Source organism: bacterium (genome assembly GCA_019637795.1).
Taxonomy (GTDB): domain Bacteria; phylum Desulfobacterota; class Binatia; order HRBIN30; family CADEER01; genus JAHBUY01.
Genome location: JAHBUY010000007.1, coordinates 1 through 15,240, shown reverse-complemented (window position 1 = coordinate 15,240; position 15,240 = coordinate 1). Strand labels below are relative to the sequence as shown.

General features: G+C 70.9%; 19 protein-coding genes. 7 read left to right on the top strand and 12 right to left on the bottom strand.

The genetic code is table 11. From position 1 onward, the window contains the following. Positions 1–154 precede the first annotated feature (154 nt). Both KF840_21730 and KF840_21725 read left to right on the top strand, forming a co-directional pair. Positions 155–1,885 carry a sigma 54-interacting transcriptional regulator gene (locus KF840_21730; protein ID MBX3027526.1) on the top strand — a complete coding sequence of 577 codons (1,731 nt, stop codon included), beginning with the start codon at positions 155–157 and terminating at the stop codon, positions 1,883–1,885. Continuing rightward, complete coding sequence (locus KF840_21725) at positions 1,857–3,260, top strand: sigma-54-dependent Fis family transcriptional regulator (GenBank protein MBX3027525.1); 1,404 nt, start codon at positions 1,857–1,859, stop codon at positions 3,258–3,260. Before KF840_21730 ends, KF840_21725 begins: the two co-directional genes overlap by 29 nt. Here KF840_21725 and KF840_21720 read toward each other — a convergent pair. Continuing rightward, positions 3,253–4,473 (bottom strand): site-specific integrase, encoded by a 1,221-nt coding sequence (locus KF840_21720; protein MBX3027524.1) that lies wholly within the window; start codon positions 4,471–4,473, stop codon positions 3,253–3,255. The genes KF840_21725 and KF840_21720 overlap by 8 nt on opposite strands. A gap of 92 nt (positions 4,474–4,565) precedes the next feature. On the opposite strand from KF840_21720, the gene KF840_21715 reads away from it, so the two are divergent. Continuing rightward, positions 4,566–4,742 (top strand): hypothetical protein, encoded by a 177-nt coding sequence (locus tag KF840_21715; GenBank protein ID MBX3027523.1) that lies wholly within the window; start codon positions 4,566–4,568, stop codon positions 4,740–4,742. Positions 4,743–5,067: 325 nt separating this feature from the next. Here the strand turns inward: KF840_21715 and KF840_21710 are convergent, their stop codons facing one another. The 11 genes from KF840_21710 to KF840_21660 all read right to left on the bottom strand — a co-directional run bounded on the left by KF840_21710 (position 5,068) and on the right by KF840_21660 (position 11,979). Then, the gene (locus KF840_21710; protein MBX3027522.1) at positions 5,068–5,355 is read right to left on the bottom strand and encodes a hypothetical protein; all 288 of its coding nucleotides are present in this window, start codon (positions 5,353–5,355) and stop codon (positions 5,068–5,070) included. Beyond that, on the bottom strand, positions 5,355–6,755 hold the full coding sequence (locus KF840_21705; protein ID MBX3027521.1) for a hypothetical protein: 1,401 nt from the start codon (positions 6,753–6,755) through the stop codon (positions 5,355–5,357). Before KF840_21705 ends, KF840_21710 begins: the two co-directional genes overlap by 1 nt. Before the next feature lie 15 nt (positions 6,756–6,770). Continuing rightward, entirely contained in the window at positions 6,771–7,220 is a 450-nt protein-coding gene (locus KF840_21700) for a hypothetical protein (protein ID MBX3027520.1), read from the bottom strand. 104 nt (positions 7,221–7,324) lie between these two features. Then, positions 7,325–7,519 (bottom strand): hypothetical protein, encoded by a 195-nt coding sequence (locus KF840_21695; protein MBX3027519.1) that lies wholly within the window; start codon positions 7,517–7,519, stop codon positions 7,325–7,327. Further along, on the bottom strand, positions 7,516–7,857 hold the full coding sequence (locus tag KF840_21690) for a hypothetical protein (protein MBX3027518.1): 342 nt from the start codon (positions 7,855–7,857) through the stop codon (positions 7,516–7,518). Before KF840_21690 ends, KF840_21695 begins: the two co-directional genes overlap by 4 nt. Beyond that, a complete protein-coding gene (locus tag KF840_21685; GenBank protein MBX3027517.1) occupies positions 7,854–8,267 on the bottom strand; it encodes a hypothetical protein in 414 nt (137 codons plus the stop codon). The genes KF840_21690 and KF840_21685 overlap by 4 nt, the downstream gene beginning before the upstream one ends. After that, positions 8,264–8,842, bottom strand: coding sequence for a hypothetical protein (locus tag KF840_21680; GenBank protein MBX3027516.1), 579 nt, complete (start codon positions 8,840–8,842; stop codon positions 8,264–8,266). Before KF840_21680 ends, KF840_21685 begins: the two co-directional genes overlap by 4 nt. Before the next feature lie 249 nt (positions 8,843–9,091). Beyond that, positions 9,092–10,636 (bottom strand): hypothetical protein, encoded by a 1,545-nt coding sequence (locus KF840_21675; protein ID MBX3027515.1) that lies wholly within the window; start codon positions 10,634–10,636, stop codon positions 9,092–9,094. Beyond that, positions 10,524–11,342: a hypothetical protein gene (locus KF840_21670; protein ID MBX3027514.1), complete on the bottom strand. Its 819-nt coding sequence runs from the start codon at positions 11,340–11,342 to the stop codon at positions 10,524–10,526. Before KF840_21670 ends, KF840_21675 begins: the two co-directional genes overlap by 113 nt. Positions 11,343–11,380: 38 nt before the next feature. Further along, on the bottom strand, positions 11,381–11,716 hold the full coding sequence (locus KF840_21665) for a DUF3820 family protein (GenBank protein MBX3027513.1): 336 nt from the start codon (positions 11,714–11,716) through the stop codon (positions 11,381–11,383). Then, positions 11,713–11,979, bottom strand: a complete 267-nt coding sequence (locus tag KF840_21660; GenBank protein ID MBX3027512.1) for a helix-turn-helix domain-containing protein — start codon at positions 11,977–11,979, stop codon at positions 11,713–11,715. Before KF840_21660 ends, KF840_21665 begins: the two co-directional genes overlap by 4 nt. 71 nt (positions 11,980–12,050) lie before the next feature. Between KF840_21660 and KF840_21655 the strand changes: the two genes are divergently transcribed. The 4 genes from KF840_21655 (at position 12,051) to KF840_21640 (ending at position 15,215) form a co-directional block, all read left to right on the top strand. Further along, positions 12,051–12,770 carry a hypothetical protein gene (locus tag KF840_21655; GenBank protein MBX3027511.1) on the top strand — a complete coding sequence of 240 codons (720 nt, stop codon included), beginning with the start codon at positions 12,051–12,053 and terminating at the stop codon, positions 12,768–12,770. Positions 12,771–13,015: 245 nt separating this feature from the next. Then, on the top strand, positions 13,016–13,261 hold the full coding sequence (locus tag KF840_21650; protein MBX3027510.1) for a hypothetical protein: 246 nt from the start codon (positions 13,016–13,018) through the stop codon (positions 13,259–13,261). A gap of 699 nt (positions 13,262–13,960) precedes the next feature. Next, the gene (locus tag KF840_21645) at positions 13,961–14,353 is read left to right on the top strand and encodes a hypothetical protein (protein MBX3027509.1); all 393 of its coding nucleotides are present in this window, start codon (positions 13,961–13,963) and stop codon (positions 14,351–14,353) included. 319 nt (positions 14,354–14,672) lie between these two features. Further along, positions 14,673–15,215: a hypothetical protein gene (locus KF840_21640; protein MBX3027508.1), complete on the top strand. Its 543-nt coding sequence runs from the start codon at positions 14,673–14,675 to the stop codon at positions 15,213–15,215. The last annotated feature ends 25 nt before the right edge of the window (positions 15,216–15,240 follow it).

Here is a 15,240-nt window from a genome sequence, read left to right as displayed (position 1 = left end):
GCCCCGAAATCGTCTCGGGTGCTGTCACAAAGGCAAAATTCCATTGACTTTTTCTGCCTCTGGCCGGTATGTGCATTTTTGAGCACAGCGCCCGGGGCTGGCTGGGGTGAGTGGCGGTTGGGAGGGGTCAGTGGCGCTTCACCACATTCTGGTCGTGCACGATTCACCGGCCGTCCGCGAGACGGTCGGGATCCTCCTGGCGGGGGAATTCGAGGTGCAGGCCATGGAGGTGGACCAGTACCTGTCGCGCCGGGTCATCGAACCGCTGCCACGGCTGGTCATCGCGGCGCCGGCGATCGCCGGCCGCCCCCTGCCCGAGGGCGCGGCGCCGTTGTGGGTCGACGACGGCTCGGGGCGGCTCCCCGAGGGGCCGGCCCTGACGCGACAGTTCTCGCCACGCGAGTTGCGCCGGCAGGTGGCGGCGGCGTTGGCCCGGCCGGTCGAGCCGGTCGCGGCGCGGACGACCCGCCTCGAGCCGCCATTCGTTCCTCTCGAGGCCGGCCGCATCCTGGCCGAGGCGGCGCGCAGCTCGCTGCCGCTGCACCTGGCCGGCGAGCCCGGGGTCGGCAAGCGCGCCATCGCCCGCGCCATCCACGCGGCGCAGGGACACGGCCAGATGGTGATGGCGGACGCGAGCGACCTGGCGCTGCTGCTCGCCGACCTGCCGGACGACGCGAGCACGCTGTTCGTCACCCGCGTCGAGACGCTGGCGCCGGACGGCCAGCAGCGGCTGCTCGCCGCCCTCGACCCGACCGGCGGTCTGCGCGCCGCGGCCGGGTCGGCGGTGCGCCTGATCACCGCGACCACCGGCGATCTCGGGGATGCGCTCGACGCCGGCGCCTTCTCGCCGGCGTTGTATTACCGCCTCACCCTCCTGCGCGCCGAGTTGCCCCCGCTGCGCCAGCGCGCCGCGGACATCCCTGCCCTCGCCACCCGCCTGATCGCCGACCTGGCGCCGCTGCTCGGCCGCTCGCCGGCCGTGCTCACCGAGCGCGCCCGCGAGCGGCTCGCCAATTACCTGTGGTTCGGCAACATCTCGGAGCTGGAAGCGGTGCTGGCGCGAACGCTGGCACTCGGCCGCCAGACGGTGATCGACGCGGACGATCTCTCGTTCGACGGCGCCCGCCTGCCACGCGGCCGCCCCACCGCCGCGCCGGCGGCGGCGGAGGGCGCGAGCGCCCTCGCGGCGGAGCAGCTCGACCTGATCATCAATGAGCTGGCGCACGAGTTCAAAAATCCGCTGGTGACCCTGAAGACCTTCGCCCACCAGCTCCGCCGCGGCGCGTCCGGCAGCGAGGACGCCGCGCAGGCGGCCCGCCTGACCGGCGAAGCCGTGGAGCAGATCGACCAGACGCTGGAGAACCTGCTCGAGTTCACCCGCCTCGCCGATCCGGCGCCGCAGATCCATCCGCTGGCGCAGCTCCTCGACCCCATCCTCGAGGAATGCCGGCACGCGCTGGCGCCGCGCGGCGTGCACATCGAGCACGACGCCCTGCCCAACACCGCCGTGCGCGTCGACCCGCGGCAGCTCAGCTATGCGCTCGGCAATCTGGTGCGGACGCTGGCTCGCGATCTGGGCCGCGGCAGCGCCCTGCACATCGGCTTCGCGCCGCCGGCGACCCTCACCCTGCGGCTGCCCGAAGGCGCGGACCCGCTCGGCAGCCACCTGGCGGTCCTGCTCGGACGCGCCGCCGACACCGCCGCGGCGCCGCCGCTCGGCGTCGCCATCGCCAACGCCGTCCTCGACCGCAACGGCGCGCAACTCGCCGTTGCCAGCGAGGACCCCGCCACCGTCCTCGTCCGCTTGCAAGCAACGGATGCGGCCCCAACCCTCACACCGGCCAAGGGTACGATGCATGGATCAGCCTCGAGTTCTCATCGTTGACGACGAACCCAGCGTGCGCGAATCGCTGCGCCTGATCCTCAAGGATCGCTACGCGCTGACCCTGGCCGACACCGGCGACGCCGCCATGGCGGCGCTCGATCAGCACGCGTTCGACGTCGTGCTGCTCGACATCCTGATGCCCGGGCTCGACGGGCTCGAGGTGCTCGAGCGGGTGCGCGCCCGCAGCGTCGGGCCGCAGGTCATCATGCTGACGGCGACCAAGACGGTGAAGACCGCGGTGCGCGCCATGCGGCTCGGCGCCTTCGACTATGTCACCAAGCCCTTCGACGTCGACGAGCTGATGATCATCGTCGAGCGCGCCGTCCAGGCCTCGGCCCTGGTGCAGGAGGTGAACGCGCTGCGCAGCGAGGTGGGCCAGCGCTACAGCTTCGACAACGTCATCGGCCGCTCGGCGGGCATGCAGGCGGTGCTCGACACCGTCGCCCGCGTCGCCCCGCTGCGCACCACCGTCCTCCTCACCGGCGAGAGCGGCACCGGCAAGGAGGTGATCGCCAAGGCGGTGCACTACAACAGCCCGCGCGCTGGCGGGCCGCTGGTGGCGATCAACTGCGCCGCCATCCCGGAGAACCTGCTGGAGAGCGAGCTGTTCGGCCACGAGCGCGGCGCCTTCACCGACGCGCACGCGCGCAAGCTCGGCCATTTCGAGAGCGCCCACCGCGGCACCATCTTTCTCGACGAGATCGGCGAGATGAACCCGGCGACGCAGGCCAAGTTGCTGCGCGTCCTGGAAACCGGGACGTTCAGTCGGGTCGGCGGCTCGCAGCCGGTGACGGTCGACGTGCGGGTCGTCGCCGCCACCAACCGCGACCTCGACAAGAGCATGCAGGACGGCAGCTTCCGCCCCGACCTGTACTTCCGCCTCAACGTCGTCGCCATCCACCTGCCGCCGCTGCGCGACCGCCGCGAGGATCTGCCCCTGCTCATCCGCCACTTCCTGCAGCGCAAGAGCCGCGAGCTCGGCGTGCCCGAGAAGCGCTTCTCCCGCGAGGCGACCGATGCGCTGCTGCGCTACCGCTGGCAGGGCAACGTCCGCGAGCTCGAGAACGTCGTCGAGCGCGCCCTCGCCCTGTCGATCGGCAACGAGCTGACCCTCGAGGACCTGCCGCCAAAGCTCACCGAATCCGCCGCCGCCCCCGAGCCGGTCCGCGCCGCCGCCACCGCCGCGACCAACGGCGGCGCCTCGCTCGCCGACGCCGTCGACCGCCTCGAGCACCACCTCATCACCGACGCCCTGGTGAAGGCCGACCACAACCAGACCCGCGCCGCCGAGATCCTCGGCACGACCCGGCGGATCCTCAAGTACAAGATGGACAAGCTCGGAATTCTGGACCGGGACGCCAGCGAAGTCAGCTAGTTACGCCGTCGCCGACCGCCGGAGTCACCATCTGGTCACCACGGGGGGTTAGGATGGCACCGGCAAGGTCCGCCATCGCCCCCTCGGAGCTGAGCCCCTCGAACCAGTGCGAGTAGACTTCGAGCGTCACGCCGGCGTCGCGGTGACCAAGCAGCTTGGCGACCTGCGTGGGGGGCAACCGCAGTTGGCCGATGGCCACCGACGCGAACGTGTGCCGCAGGCCGTGCAGGTCGACCCGCGGCAGCCCAGGGCAGGCGTCGAGCGCGGCCCGCAGCCCCTTGTGCAGGTGGGCGCGGTGCAGCGGGCGCCCGGTGAGGTTCGGAAACACCAGCGCCGCCACGGTGCCCGTCTTGTCGTCGATCACCACGGCGCTGGGCGGCGCCTGTAGCTTCCAGGCGCGGAGCGCTCGCACCAGCTCGGGCGCCAGGTCGAGGGTGCGATAGCTCGAGTCCGTCTTAGGCGGGCCGAAGTGCGCCGCCGCCTTCCCGTAGCCCTTCGTTGCGCCGGCCTTCCAGGACAGCGAGCGCTGGATGCGGAGCCGCCGCGCCTCCAGGTCGACGTCATCCCACACCAGGCCGAGCAACTCGCCCGACCGGCAGCCGGTGAGCAACGCCGTCTGGATGAAAGTGCGGTACAGCCCCGGCGCCGCCGCATGGATGAGCCGCCCGGCCTGCTCGGCGGTGAGCACCTCCTTGGGGTCGACGGCAACCGCGCCCGCCTGCCCCGCTCGGCGCTCCCGACGCACCCGACGCACGAGCGCCTTGTCGGCCGCATTCCGCGACACGAGGTCGTGGCGCAGCGCATAGCCGAGAATCGCAGCGAGGCGCTGGAGCAGGGCATTGACGGTCGACCGCTCCAGTCCGGCGCCCGCCTGCCACTTGTCGTTGCGGAGCTGCTCGACCACCGCCGGCGTCACACGGTCGATCCGCAACGGGCCGAGCGCCGGCACGAGATGCTTGTCGACCTGCCCGCGGTAATTCTCGACGGTGCCCGGTGCCCGGTCGTGCTGCTCGGCGAGCCACCGCGCCGCCACCTCGGCGAACGTCGGCAACTCCTCCGGCGAACGAAACCGCCCCTGCTTCACTTCGCCGATGACGGCCGCCAGATGCGCGTCCGCTTCTTTGCGCGTCTCGAAGAACTTGCAGTGGCGGCGGCGATGCTGGTCGCGGAAGTCGACGCACCACTTGCCGCGGCGTTTCACGACGGTTGCCATGCTCTCCCCTCCAGTCCGTAGTGTACTTTCACAGTACATACTGTACTGTCCGAGTAGACTCGCGTCAAGCGCCGTGGTAGGACCTGCGCGACATGGCCGTCTACACAAAGCGCGTGACCGTCGTCCGCTGCGAGCGGTGTGGCTACGAATGGATGCCGAAGGACCCGGAGCACCTGCCCAGCGTCTGCGCCAGCCTCACCTGTAAGTCGCCGTACTGGAACAAGCCGCGCCAGACGCGGGGCGCTAAGCCGACGCGCAAGCCGCGTTGAGGTCCTCGCATCAGCCGGCGCCTGGCGCCGCCTCGCTGAGCATAGGAGGATTTCCCGATTGCAGCCTTGCCACCGGCTGCGCTAGCTGCAGCAGCAGGGGGGAACGAACGATGCGCCAACTCGCACGCCTGGGTATCGCTCTGCTCTGCGCCACCGCCGCCGGCTGCACCTACGGTGGGCTTGCCACCTCGCCCGACGGCCGCACGCTCTACGTAGCCCGCAACGGGATCCTCAACCTCGGGCGCCGAATCTACCATTGCTCGCTCAGCCAATCCGGCGAGGTCGTGGACTGCCACGCCACTGAGGCGCCGTAGCGACGTCGCCATCACAGCTCCCGCACGTCCGGCACCCGCTGCCGATCGCGCCAGCGATGCACCAGGCGCCGGCAGTTGGCCGGCACCCGGAACCCGGTCAGCGTCTCCATCTCGACGGAGCCCGGCCAGTCGCGCGTCTTGACCTGCACCAGCACAACGTCGGTCGACCCGATGCCGATCAAGTCCCACGCGCCGAGCGAGCCCGCGGCCCGCGTGACTGCGTAGCCCGCCGCCTCGAGCAGCACGCGGCTGCGGTGCTCGTTGCGCGTGCCTTTTCGTTTCGCGTTGCGGAGCGCCATCAGAAGCCCGTCAGCCGGGCCAGGCCGCGGAAGCCCTCCCGGCGCCCGCCCGCCAGATAGGTCGCCATCGCGACTGCATTGGCGCGGTCGTCGTGGGCGCCCGGCCGATGGTCGACACGGTCCTTGCCCCCGAAGCCGCGTTTGCGCTCCAGGCCGCGCAGCTCGCGCAACATCACCGGGTCGTGCGGCAGCGTCACGGTGCCGCTCAGCACACGCGGCAAAAGCTCCACGTAGAGCGCCGAGCGGTCCAACTCGCTCGGGATCAGCGACGCGCCAGCCCGCTCCGCGGCGCGCTGCGGGAACTGCGCGCCGTAGCGGTCGGCCGTGATGCGCTGGCACCCGTAGCGGCGGGCGAAGTCGACCAACTCGCCCATGACCGTCTCGGGATTGTGCGGCGCGGGCCAGGCGCGCACCGCCGCCACCACGACCCGATCACCGTCACGGTACGCCACCGCCGCCGCGGTCGCGTCGCGCTGCCCGCCGGACACGTCCGCGCCGCAGACGTAGGTCACGCCGTCTCGCGGCGGCTGCTCCCGCCAGTCGGCCACGCAGCCGTCGAGCGCCTCGGGGTCGAGCAGCGTCGCCAGCCCCGCCCGGAACTCCCCCAACACCTCGCTGCGGTAGGCGTCGGGATCGTCGTCGCGCATCCGCGCGAGGTAGTCGGCCGGCAAGCCGTCGTGCATCGTCGTCGCCGACGCCTGCCAGACCAGTGTCGCCGAGTCCTCGCGGCCGAAGTGCCGGCGGTGCAGCTCCCACAGCGCGCCGGCCTGCCCATAGGGCGACGACAGCACCAGCAGCCGCCCGCCGGTGGTCGCGAGCGCCGGCGTCAGCGCCCGCAGCATCTCGACATCCACGGGGTTGCCGTCGCTGGCGCGGTAGAACGCCAGCTCATCGGCCACGGCAACTAACGCCCGGATGCCGCGCACCGCCGCCGGCCGGCAGGGATAGACGCCGATCGTCACGCCGTTGGCCAGCGTCAGCGCGTCCGCGGTGCGCCCGGTCACCATGCGCGCCAGCATCGGCACGCGCTCGAATGCCTGGCAGATGTACCGGAAGGCGGCGCGCATCGAGCCGCGCATGTCCTGCGCGACCAGCACCGCATACGTGCCATCGGCGCTGCCGTCAGCGGGCGCGGTGGCGGCGGTGTAGATCACCACGTCACCGGCGGTCTGTGTCTTGCCGGACTGGCGTCCGGTGATGACCGCACCCGCCGGATAGCCGCCGGCCCGCGGCGACTGCCGGCCCGTGCAGGCGCGAAAGAGCGCCAGCCCGTCGTCGTCGAGGGGCAGGCCATAGAGCGCCCGCAACCACGCATCCCACGCGCGCTGCGTCGCCGGGCGCCGCATGTGCGGCAGGCGCCCGAGCAACTGCGGATCGTGGCGGAAGTCGATGATGTCCACGCGGCCGCGGCCCCGTCACATGCCGCGCGCCGGCGCGAACCCATGGCGCGGCCGGGCGGTAGCGGGCGCCCCGGCGAGGATGTCGCGCGCCTGGTCCTTGTCGAGCTCGCCGGCCGCAACGCGGCGGGCGACGTCCGCGCAGCGGTCCTCGGCCACGCCGTCGTCGGCGCTGCCGGTGCGAATGGCGTCGAGCGTCTGGCGGGCCGCGCGCTCGACGCGCACCAGCTCGGCGTGCTCCGCGCGCCAGCGGGTCAGCTCCCCGGCGTCGGCGGCGGTCGCGGCGCGGATGCGGTCCTCGAGCGCGGCGCGGCGTGCCGTGACGCGCCGCAGCGGCTCGGCGGCCGCGTCCTGCGCCGCGGCGTGCACCTGCGCGCGGAGCTGCCGCGCCCGGTCGGGATCGGCGGCGGCGAGCGCATCCATCAGGCGGCGGTGCCGGTCACGCAAGGTGGCGATGATGTCGGACATGGCGAATCTCCAGCTCCTCCTGTCGGTGGGAACCGGGCACCGTCGACGTGCGCCGGGAGGAGTCGGACGCGCGCCGGCGGGCCGGCCTGCTGGGGGCGACGTGGTCAGTGCATCGCCTCCCGAGCGTCGAGCTCGCGGAAGCGATCGAGCAGGTAGTCGCGCAGCCGGCGCAGCCCGGGCACGGGACGGATGGTATAGGCGCCGTGGACGGCAGCGAGGCGGCGATGCAGGTGCATCCGCTCGGCGGCGACGGCATCGATGTCCCAGAGCGGCCAGGCGAGGCGATCGGCGTGGGTCATCGGCGGTCCTCGCCCCAGCACCGGCGCCCGCAGGCGCAGCGCCAGGCGGCGATGCGCGCTATCAGGTCGCGCGTGCTGGCGCCGACGAGCACCTCGCGCGTGTGGCCGGCGCCGACCCAGCCACACGAGCAGCCGGCCACGGGGCGGGCGATGCCGTAGGGCGGCGGCGCGGGATGGTAGCCGGGGTCGGCGCGCAGCGGTCGCGGCGGCGCCACGGGCTGGCGATCGTGCTGCGCCGCCTCGCGCCGGGCGCGCACCTGTGCGGCGATGGCGGCGCCGAGCGCCTGCGCCGCCTGGCGATCGGCGTCGGATGACCAGCGGCGGTGCTCGTGGCTCATCTGTCGGCCCCGGAATGCACGAAAACGGGCGGGCAAGGGGTAGACCCCACCCCGGCCGAAATCTGTGCACAAGACGTAGCAACGGCGGGCATTTTTCGGCGGCGCGTCGGGCGCCGGGTGCGCGTGTACGCCAACTCCCGGGCATACCAGTCGAGCACGCACCGGAACGGGATCACCACGATGCCGAAGCGGTCGTGGCGATCGAGCACGCGGGCGAAGAACTCGCCGGGCTGGTCGATCCGGCCGCGGAACTGCCGCGTCAGGAAATCGAGCGACCAGCCGTAGCGCCGGGCGGCGCGGGCGAAGTCGCGGCACGTCACCGCCACGGGCACCGGCAGGCGCGGGCGAGCATGGCAGGCACGGGCCGGTAGGCCGGCATGGCACAGGCACTCGAGGATGTCGTCGGTCATGCGGGATCGTCTCCTGTGGTGTCGGCGGACACCTCGGCGTCGACCACGGCCGCCTCGGCCGGCGGCGCAGCCTCGGCCGGCGCGGCAGCGGTCGCGGCGCGGTCGCGCAGGTAGGCGTCGAGGTCCGGCACCTGCTTCGCGCGCCGCTCGAGGCCCAGGTCGCTGAGCAGCCCGCGCAATGTGTTCACCAGCGCGGCCCGCTGCACGATGATCGGGTAGAGCTGCCGGCGCTTGCGATGGGCGATGGTCTCCATCGACGCGATGAAGGCGTCGACGCGCCGGAGCTGCAGCACGGTATGCCCGGCGTGCTGTAGCAGTGTGCGCTGGGCGGTGGTCAGCTCGTCCAGCCCGCCCAGGTCGCCGGCGTAGTCCGCGCACCACTCCGCCACCTCCCGCGCCTCCGACGTCCGGCCGTCCATGGAGCGGCGAACCAGCTCCTTCAGGTCGGCCGCGGCCCGAGAACTGCCGTGAATCCGGGCATTGCTGTTGCCGGGCGGGCCGGATCGGCCGGGTTTGCCGGCAGGGCGATTCGGCGGCCCGATCCGCGACCCATCCGCAACCACGTCAGACGTCATCGCTCAGACTCCATGTGGCACAAGGGCTGCCGCGGTGTGACCGTCGGACTGTGTGTCCGATCTCGGGGCGCCCAAGCCGAGCTGCGGCGGTTCGATCAGGGGCCGAAATGTTGCCCATTGAAGCTGGTCGCGGGGGGCACGACCATCCGCACGGCGCGGAACACAGCATGACGGGTGACGAATCACCTACTAGTTTCCGCATACTTTCTAAGCGTAGTCCCTCGCGTAGACGACTTAGGCGAAATGGCGTCATCTCGCGTCACCCGTCACCCGCAGTCCGTGCCAGACTGCGCCTGTCTTCGTGTGTTTCGAGTAAAATCCGCGCTCACGGAGCCACTCGCCAAGCGTGCGCTGACTGATGGGTCGCTCGCCTGTGGTCTCCGCCCAACGCTTGAACGCGGCGTAGATGGCGCTGGCCGACGCGAAGAAGCGCTCGCCGCGCTCGCAGCACTCGTCGAGGAACGGGCCCAGCACGTCCTGCTCCTCGCGGTAGGCGTCCGTGGCCGCTCTCACGGCATCGGGTGCGCCGAGCCCGTCGGCCTGCCACAGGCGGCAGCCCTCGAGCGCCCAGTTGAGGATGCCGGGCAACTCGGTCGTGATGATCTTCTGTTGGAGCAGCGGGTCGCGCTCGTCCTGGGGGATGATCACGTCGAACGGCACCAGTCGGACGCGGCGCCAGATGGCGTAGTCGGTGCCGCGGATGCGCGGCTTGTGATTCGCCACGAGGACCAGTTTGAAAGTCGGCCGAAACTCGAAATGCTCTCTGAAGAGGAAGCGGGCCGTGATGGTGTCGCCGCCGGTCACCTGCTTGATCACGGCCTCGTCGAGGCGGCCGCCGCGGGACATCTCGACGGCGGAGACCAGGCGGGCGCCGACCAGGCGGGCGAGGTCATTGCGGACGCCGGCGCCGTCGCGAGCAAGGAACGTACCGAAATCCGCGGTCTGCGCGTAGTCGCCGAGCAGCGCCCTGACCACCTCCACGAACGTGCTCTTGCCGTTGGCGCCGGCGCCGTGGAGGAGGAGCAGGACCTGCTCCGTGGTCAGGCCGGTCAGCGCGTGGCCCACGAAACGCTGCACGAAGGTGATCAGCTCGGATCGGCCGTCGAAGATGCGCGCCAACGTCCTGAGCCACAGCGGCGCGGTGGCGGCGGGATCGTAGGTCACCGGCGCCAACTTGGTGATCAGGTCATCGCGCCGATGTGGATGCAGCTTGCCGGTGCGTAGCTCGATCGTGCCGTTCAGCACGTTGAACAGCATCGCGTCAGCCTCGAAGTCCGCGGCCCGGGCAGCGATCGGCGGCTGGTAGCGCGCCAGCGCGATCGCCGCGTCGATGCGGGCGCGTCCCTCGCTACGCAGTGCCCACTTGCTCAGGCGCTCGCGGTCGCTCTGCGCCCCGGCGATGGCGGCCTCCTGATAGATGCTGCGGACCGTCTGCTCGCAGGCGCGGACCACCTCGCCGGTCTCGTCGCGCTGCCAGCGCCGGCCGTCGTACACGTACCAGCCGCCGAGCTGCTCGACGTGTCGGAGACGGTCGCCGTGCTGCATGGCGAAGCGGCGGGCATTGCCCAGATCGGTGCAATGCTCGAAGAGCACGCAGTCTTTTCGCGTTGCGGCGCCGTCGTCGCGGATGGCGTCCCGCTCGCGCTGCTCGATGTCCTCGGCGAGGTCGGACCAGCCATCGTCATGCATGGCGGTACACCTCGCCTTGCGTCGCCTTGCTGAGCGTCCAGTCGCGATAGTCGCTGCGCTCGAGCCACTTCGGCCGGCACAGTCCCGACTGGCGGAACAGCGCATCGACGCGCGCCGGATCGCCGCCGGCCCAGAACGACAACATCGACGCCAACGCCAAGTCCGCCTCGGACTGGCTGCCGTAGCCGGCCGCCTGCCAGGCACCGGACCACAGCCGCGCGAAGCGATCGCCGTTGCGGGCGCGGCGGGCGCGCTCGAGGATCTCGGCATCATCGCCGATGACGGTCGCGGCGGTCGCGCCGGCTGGTCGTGGTGCCGGCGGCGGGAAGAGCTGCGCGACGATTGCCTCGAGCTCGGCCTGCCGCGGCTGCGGCTCCGCCGGGAAGCCCGGCACGCGGCGGCCCGTCACGCAGAAGAAGCGCCCGCGTGAATACAGCTCGACGTGTCCGCGGCGGCGCCCCTTGCCGGTGAGCTTGCCGGCGAAGAAGCACTTGATGCCGCGGCCGCTCGGCGACACCTCGGTGTAGCTATCGAGCCGTTGCGCGAGCTGCAGTGCCCACGGGGCGATGGCACCGGTCACCGGGTCGCGGCAGTCGTCGAGGTCGGCGCCGCCCAGGTCGTGCAGGTCGGCAAACACGAAGCCGAGCCCGACGCCATCTCTCAGCGCGCCGATCGCGGCGGCGAAGGTGCTCCATGTGCGCGGGTCGGTGCTCGACGCGGCGTCGCCGGTGTGTGCATCGATCGGGATCTTGGTTACCTTGGCGTCGCGCAGCACCGGCCGCCACAGCACCCAGGCGCGATGCCGTCGCATCGCCTGCGGGACCCCAATGACATCACAGTCCGTGGCGATCACAGCGCCACCTGCTCGCGCAGCCAGTCGCGCGCCTCGGTCGCCGCGACCATCGCCTGATGCGTGCCGCCGCGGTCCGGATGCGCTCGGAGTGCCACGGCCCGGTAGCCGGCGGCGATGATGTCCCTGATCGCCGACGCCAGCGCCGGTGGCGGCAGCGGCCGCCGTGGTGCCGGCGGCTCCGGCCGGAGGTCGAGCCGGTCGGCTACCTCGGCGCAGACGGCGCGGCGGAGGTCGGGGCGCAGGGCGCGGCCCTCGTCGAGCAGCCATGTGAGGTAGCCCAGCGGCACGTCGGCGATGTCCTGGCCGCGGTAGCGGCCCCAGGGCATCGTCATGCGGCACCGCCGCCGGTCACGCGCTCCACCACCTCGGCGACGATGTCGCGCACCGGCGCCGTCGCCGCGGCGTGGCGGCGCTGCAGCCACGCCTCGAGCTCGGTGCGGGCGATGAGGATGCGCGCGTGACGCGGATCGCCCAGGCCGACGCGGAGACAGGGCAGCGGGTCGGCGGGGTCGCGCAGGGCGCGCCGCAGCGTCGACACGCTGAGCCCCGTCTCGTCGGCGACGCGCTGCAGACTGATGCGCTGCTGAGTAGTCATGCGCGCTATGTACCGGCTACGGTACGCGCCATCAATGCTCTCACGGCGCTGGAGCGCATTCAGTTGACCGAATGCGCTTCAAGGTGCTACGCGGGGGTCAGGGCATTACCGAGGACAGCGACATGAGCGAGCGATCTCCGCGTTGGGTAGTCCGCCATCCGATCGGTCTTCCATCCGCCGCGCCCGTGTCAGGGCGCCGCGCCACGGATGAGCTGTTGTGGCTGCAGGACTTCGCGACGGCGCCCGTCAATTCTGACGACGCGCTGGCCCGGGCGCAGACCGGCTTGCTGCACTTCGCCTGGAGCCGATCGGGACTGCGGCTCGCCGATCATCCCGGCGGCGGCACCACCATGCCCACCGCGGATGATGTGCGCGCCGTGCAGCGCGAGTTGCGGCGACTATTCGACCGCCTCCGCGACGGTGGAGACGGACTGGTGTGGCTACCGGAGGCGCCGATGCGCTTCGGCCTCCGCGTGCACGGCCGGGGGCGCTATCTCGTCTCCGATTCCAACGCGTCCGTCATCGGCCCCTTCTACGCCGCGGTGGCCGAGTTGCTCGCTCGCATCCCAGGCGAGCTGCGGCAGTGCGATGCCGATGGCTGTCCGCGGCTCTACGCACCGCATCGCCCGCAGCAACGCTACTGCTCGCGGCCATGCCAGAATCGCTCGACGATGGCGCAGTACATCGCGAACCATCCAACCGGGGCGGCGGCGGCGCGCAAGGAGCGCCGTCACGCCGCAATCAAGAAGCGTCTCGGCGCCAAGGTGCAGGTCGGGCAGCGCCGAAAGTAGGTTGCGGATAGGTTGCGGATTGCGACCGCCGGTGACCATTTCTGACCACCGGCGGTCTCCTAACTATCTAGCTTTTCTGTCTTTTGGTCGACTTGCCAAGCATAAGGTCGCCGGTTCGACCCCGGTCGCCCGCTCTCTCGAAAAGCCCTGGGAACTCCAGGGCTTTTTGTTTTCCGGGACAGCCGATCAACTCGCGACGGGTTTTTGCAAAAGGGGGGGTGCCGGGTCGAAGGTGCCGGGTTGGGATGCGAAAGGGCCGGCTGCCGAGCCATGTCCTGCGGCCGATCGCCGCCTCGTCGAGCGGGCACATGGTTACCAGCATCCTGCGCATGATGCCGGCGAGCGGTGGCCTTGCACGGACACCCGACCTCATGGCGGCTACCGGCCTGGCCGCGCCGACGGTGCGGAGGTACATGCACGTCCTGCAGCAGCACGACATCGCCGCGGTGACCAAGCATGTCGCAGAAGGTCGAGCTGATCGGCGCGTATGAGTCTCTGCGAGTTGCCGAAAGCCCTCTCCGCGTTTCGGTTTGAGCGGCTGATCTGCGGAACCCGCAACACCGCCCGGCCAGGGGATGGAGTACTCCAGATGGGAGGCGTAAAGCGGGCAAGCGCCGCTCTTGGCTCTCCAACAGCGCCAGACCGGCAACGCTGTCAGCGCGTACCACGAGGCTGGACACGTCGCGGTCGCGTACGGAATGGGCACCCCGCTGGCGATTACGATGGACCCGGCGAGGTGACACGCTCGCGCGTGTGGAATGGAAATTCGACCTCACCGCGATTGTCGACGTACGGCCGTCGCAGCGCGAGCCAGTCGCCCACCAGCTGCTGGCCGGCTACGTCGCCGAGTGCTGCGCCCGTGGCTGGCGACAAGTCGACGCCGTTCGCTACTGCGCTCGCCGGAGCGCTTGGTCTGGGCTGGGCGACCCATTGGCGCCTTCTCCGCGTATGCATGTGCCAACGTGCGCCGCCCGACCGGAAGGTCCATCCGCACCAACGCGCGTTGCGTGCCATGGCGATGGCGCGGTCGTGCTGCTTCGCGTGAATCAATGCGTCGGCCAGATCGTGCGCCAGGGCATTCGCCGCCATCACGCCACGCCCGGTGGACGCCTTCTCACGAGGCGCGGTCTTGTCCGCGGCAGGCCGGCGTCAGCGAGTTGACCGTGACCGCAGGCGGAGTACAAGTAGGCATGGCGGCGACGGACAGATCCGCAGAAGCAACAGCGCTGCTCGATTCCCCGCGTGGCGTCTTTGTGGTCGTGACCGCGATCGGCATCTTCCGGGAGATCACTTTCGCCTCCGCAGACGGAAAGCTGCCCTTCGACGTTGGCGCCGTCCCGTCCGATGACGAGATCATGGAGAGGTTATTCCCTGGTGGGAGTGATCGTATGGTCGTCGATGACGGAAACCGTGTACTGGTCGCTTCGGCCCTCCTGTGGGCGAGCCGTTTCCTTGAGCGTGCGACGAACCCGCCGCCGCACAGTGACGTTGCCGACATGCGGCTACTGCTGGAGCTACTCAAGGACGCGCTCCCCGCAGGTATGCTCCAGTGGTCTGACCTTCCGAGCGGCGAGTGGCAGTGACCGCCACCGACTTGACCGGGTACGTGGACACGCTGCGGAGCGGAGCCTCGCACAACCCGCACACCCCATCGAGCCATCCCCCCAGCGGCGTGCCGGGCCGCTCCTGCGTGCTGAATCGCGTCGCAGCTTAGCGCTCTTGGTTCCCTTCCGACGCGTTCTACCGTCAGGAGCCGTAGTTCGCGCCGGCGCCGGCACCGTCACCGCCCCCAACGCCGGCGCCTCGTGCCCATGTTGTGCGGAGGTACTCAGCGTCCCGCCTGCGACACACGCGACCGGTTAGTGCGCTCACCGCGCGCTACGCCGATGCCTACCGACGCTACTGCTGGCCGTCCGCGGCGTTGGTGATTTGAAGCTCGCGATCTTCCATGTGCTCGCCTCGGAGGAGCGGGTGCACGCCGATAAGGATCACCGCTGGCACTTGGAGCACGCCGCCACCCTCGCCTCGGCAGCGTCGCAGATCCTCATCGCCAGTCGCCACCGGTTTGTCGACCTCACGACCCCGGCATCCATCGAGCAGGCGACGGCATGGTGGGAAAGCCTCACGTTTGCGGGTGGAGAAGGCATGGTGGTGAAGCCCCTCGACTTCATCCCGCCCGGCCGCGGGCGCGGGCAACCGGCGATCAAGGTGCGCGGACGCGAGTACCTGCGGTTCATTTACGGCCCCGAGTACACCCTGCCCGAGCATCTCGATCGACTCCGCGATAGGGGTTTGCGGGCGAAGCGAACCCTGGCGATGCAAGAGTTCGCGCTCGGCATCGAGGCGTTAGACCGTTTCGTCCGTCGCGAACCGCTGCGCCGCGTCCACGAGTGCGTCTTCGGCGTGCTGGCTCTTGAGAGCGAGGCGATCGACCCGCGTCTGTAGGGCGCGTCGAGCCGTCCTGTTCAAG

Coding starts and splice junctions, on each gene's coding strand:
- KF840_21725 (MBX3027525.1), top strand. CDS start 1,857: ATGGATCAGCCTCGAGTTCTCATCGTTGACGACGAACCCAGCGTGCGC.
- KF840_21720 (MBX3027524.1), bottom strand. CDS start 4,473: ATGGCAACCGTCGTGAAACGCCGCGGCAAGTGGTGCGTCGACTTCCGC.
- KF840_21715 (MBX3027523.1), top strand. CDS start 4,566: ATGGCCGTCTACACAAAGCGCGTGACCGTCGTCCGCTGCGAGCGGTGT.
- KF840_21710 (MBX3027522.1), bottom strand. CDS start 5,355: ATGGCGCTCCGCAACGCGAAACGAAAAGGCACGCGCAACGAGCACCGC.
- KF840_21700 (MBX3027520.1), bottom strand. CDS start 7,220: ATGTCCGACATCATCGCCACCTTGCGTGACCGGCACCGCCGCCTGATG.
- KF840_21695 (MBX3027519.1), bottom strand. CDS start 7,519: ATGACCCACGCCGATCGCCTCGCCTGGCCGCTCTGGGACATCGATGCC.
- KF840_21690 (MBX3027518.1), bottom strand. CDS start 7,857: ATGAGCCACGAGCACCGCCGCTGGTCATCCGACGCCGATCGCCAGGCG.
- KF840_21685 (MBX3027517.1), bottom strand. CDS start 8,267: ATGACCGACGACATCCTCGAGTGCCTGTGCCATGCCGGCCTACCGGCC.
- KF840_21680 (MBX3027516.1), bottom strand. CDS start 8,842: ATGACGTCTGACGTGGTTGCGGATGGGTCGCGGATCGGGCCGCCGAAT.
- KF840_21675 (MBX3027515.1), bottom strand. CDS start 10,636: ATGCGCTGTTCCGCCAGTCGGGACTGTGCCGGCCGAAGTGGCTCGAGC.
- KF840_21670 (MBX3027514.1), bottom strand. CDS start 11,342: ATGCGACGGCATCGCGCCTGGGTGCTGTGGCGGCCGGTGCTGCGCGAC.
- KF840_21665 (MBX3027513.1), bottom strand. CDS start 11,716: ATGACGATGCCCTGGGGCCGCTACCGCGGCCAGGACATCGCCGACGTG.
- KF840_21660 (MBX3027512.1), bottom strand. CDS start 11,979: ATGACTACTCAGCAGCGCATCAGTCTGCAGCGCGTCGCCGACGAGACG.
- KF840_21655 (MBX3027511.1), top strand. CDS start 12,051: ATGCGCTTCAAGGTGCTACGCGGGGGTCAGGGCATTACCGAGGACAGC.
- KF840_21650 (MBX3027510.1), top strand. CDS start 13,016: ATGCGAAAGGGCCGGCTGCCGAGCCATGTCCTGCGGCCGATCGCCGCC.
- KF840_21645 (MBX3027509.1), top strand. CDS start 13,961: ATGGCGGCGACGGACAGATCCGCAGAAGCAACAGCGCTGCTCGATTCC.